The organism is Vibrio genomosp. F10 str. ZF-129 (genome assembly GCF_000287055.2).
Classification (GTDB): Bacteria; Pseudomonadota; Gammaproteobacteria; order Enterobacterales; family Vibrionaceae; genus Vibrio.
On the sequence record NZ_AJYQ02000034.1, the window covers coordinates 1 to 2056 of the forward strand.

A 2056-nucleotide genomic window follows, 5' to 3' on the forward strand; every position below is an offset into this window, starting at 1 on the left:
GGTTTATTTGCCGCTTAGCAGAGCGTTATGAGCCTAAAGTGAAATGTGAGGCATGCCGAGTAATTACTATCACAATATGAATCTGATTGAACTAAAGAATAGGCTAGGAAAACTTCAAACTTACAGAATTGATATTCATGCTTGAACGTATAGAAAAAATTCTAGACCTTAATAACATCGTATACGAAAGCGGTGAAACAAGGATGTACATTAAGCTCGGTGGATTCTGCTCAAAAGTTAAAATTAGCTACGATTATGCTACCAACAACTATAGAGTAAATTGTAATGAACTGAGTCTGTTCCTGTCTAGCATCGTGTTTTTTTGCATGGCGTTTAATACACTTCATCAGCCAGATTCAGAGTTGTGGTCAGGGTATTTCGCAGGTTTAATGTTCGCTGTAGCTATTGGTAATCTATTTTCCATTATATCTACACACATACAATTGCTAGATTTACGAGCGCAACTTAGACAAGAAGGCGTTTACTTAAAACTCGGCTCATAACAAGGCGCTTAACAGTGACCCAAAACGAGTGGCATTTTTGCTTCGCAAAAGCTTATGCCACAGTTTCGGGCACGTTAGCTTGGCGTTAAATTGCAATTCATGACATAACTAAGGAAAGTTAATGATAGAAGTAAATTTTAAATACAAAAACGATTCAGGTCTTTTTACTATTGAGTTAGAGGAGCTATCAGGAGTTTGCTCAACAGAATCAGAACTAGAGACAGTTCTTGATACGTGTCTACTAAATGAAGCTATCTTAAAAAAGGCTATTGAGTACGTGCAACTTCCAATTGATACCGCATTTGATGATTCAGAACTGACGAGTGAATCTGCGCGTATTGGGTTTAGTCAGCTTTTTTACAAATATCAGAAAAGCGGTACTTTGTATTGCATCAATAGGTAGCGTGCGCCTAGCAATTTAACAAAGCATTTAAGACGGATTCTCAACGCTTGGCGGTTTCAGTCTAAGTCGACTTCAGTGCTTTATGTGGCAAGGTTTAAGCATGGGTGGTCGCGTTGTTCACCACTTAATGCGGCGTTAGCAGTACATGAATGTATGGAGTAAGAATGAAGTTTGATGCTATAAATTTTAAAGATAAGTTCTCGAAATTTACTGAACACTGGTCTCCGCGTGTTGTTGCAGAAATGAATGACTATCAATTTAAGTTAGTAAAAGTTGAAGGCGAATTTGTTTGGCATGATCATCCTGATACAGATGAAGTATTCATCGTTTTGGAAGGTATCCTTAATATAGAATTCCGTGACGGCATCGTAACCCTAAATTCGGGTGAAATGTTTGTAATTCCAAAAGGTGTAGAGCATAAACCTGTTGCTAACAGTGAATGTAAAATCATGCTTGTTGAACCTAAAGGAGTCGTTAATACCGGTGATTCAGGTAGCGAGCTAACGGCTGAAAATGATGTTTGGGTGTAAAGTACAGCTAACAAGAATTTAAAGCGGGACTGCTAACAGTTTGCTCGGTTTCGCTTCGCTACACATTTTAGCAAACTGTTATCAGCCCCTTAAATTGGCGTTATGTGCTTTTTCGGAAAATCTAAAATTTAGTGTAGAATCATTGTTTTGAGTAAATTGGATTTCAGTATGTCTAAACCAATTCAGCAGCAAATCGGCAATGTAGCGTTAGTCGTTGAAAACTACGATGATGCGATTGAATTCTATACCCAGAAGCTTCAATTTACCTTGGTCGAAGATACCGATTTAGGTTGTGGTAAGCGCTGGGTGCAAGTATCTCCTCCAAATTCTAATGGTACCAATTTACTTCTAGCCCAAGCGAGCACTGAGGAGCAATCTCAAGCTGTCGGCAATCAAACAGGTGGTCGTGTATTCTTGTTTCTCCAAACCAATGACTTCTGGCGTGACTACGAATTAATGAAATCAAATGGTGTGGTATTTATGGAGGAGCCGCGAGTCGAAGAGTACGGTACAGTAGTTGTATTCCAAGACTTATATGGTACTAAATGGGACTTGTTGCAATTAAACGGTGCAACAGGTTAGCACGCACATAACAAAGCGTTTAAGACGGATTCCCAACG

General features: G+C 39.1%; 4 protein-coding genes. All 4 read left to right on the plus strand.

Translation table 11 applies throughout. From position 1 onward, the window contains the following. The first annotated feature begins 137 nt into the window (after window positions 1-137). The 4 genes from A1QO_RS20755 to A1QO_RS04815 all read left to right on the plus strand — a co-directional run bounded on the left by A1QO_RS20755 (window position 138) and on the right by A1QO_RS04815 (window position 2018). Entirely contained in the window at window positions 138-503 is a 366-nt protein-coding gene (locus A1QO_RS20755) for a hypothetical protein (RefSeq protein ID WP_017040014.1), read from the plus strand. A 121-nt stretch (window positions 504-624) separates the two neighbouring features. After that, complete coding sequence (locus A1QO_RS04805; RefSeq protein WP_017040013.1) at window positions 625-906, plus strand: hypothetical protein; 282 nt, start codon at window positions 625-627, stop codon at window positions 904-906. 164 nt (window positions 907-1070) lie between these two features. After that, on the plus strand, window positions 1071-1436 hold the full coding sequence (locus A1QO_RS04810) for a cupin domain-containing protein (protein ID WP_017040012.1): 366 nt from the start codon (window positions 1071-1073) through the stop codon (window positions 1434-1436). Between the two features lie 168 nt (window positions 1437-1604). Beyond that, window positions 1605-2018 (plus strand): VOC family protein, encoded by a 414-nt coding sequence (locus A1QO_RS04815; protein WP_017040011.1) that lies wholly within the window; start codon window positions 1605-1607, stop codon window positions 2016-2018. The last annotated feature ends 38 nt before the right edge of the window (window positions 2019-2056 follow it).

Excerpts from the sequence above, each read along its gene's own strand:
- A1QO_RS20755 (WP_017040014.1), top strand. The coding sequence starts at position 138 with ATGCTTGAACGTATAGAAAAAATTCTAGACCTTAATAACATCGTATAC.
- A1QO_RS04805 (WP_017040013.1), top strand. The coding sequence starts at position 625 with ATGATAGAAGTAAATTTTAAATACAAAAACGATTCAGGTCTTTTTACT.
- A1QO_RS04810 (WP_017040012.1), top strand. The coding sequence starts at position 1,071 with ATGAAGTTTGATGCTATAAATTTTAAAGATAAGTTCTCGAAATTTACT.
- A1QO_RS04815 (WP_017040011.1), top strand. The coding sequence starts at position 1,605 with ATGTCTAAACCAATTCAGCAGCAAATCGGCAATGTAGCGTTAGTCGTT.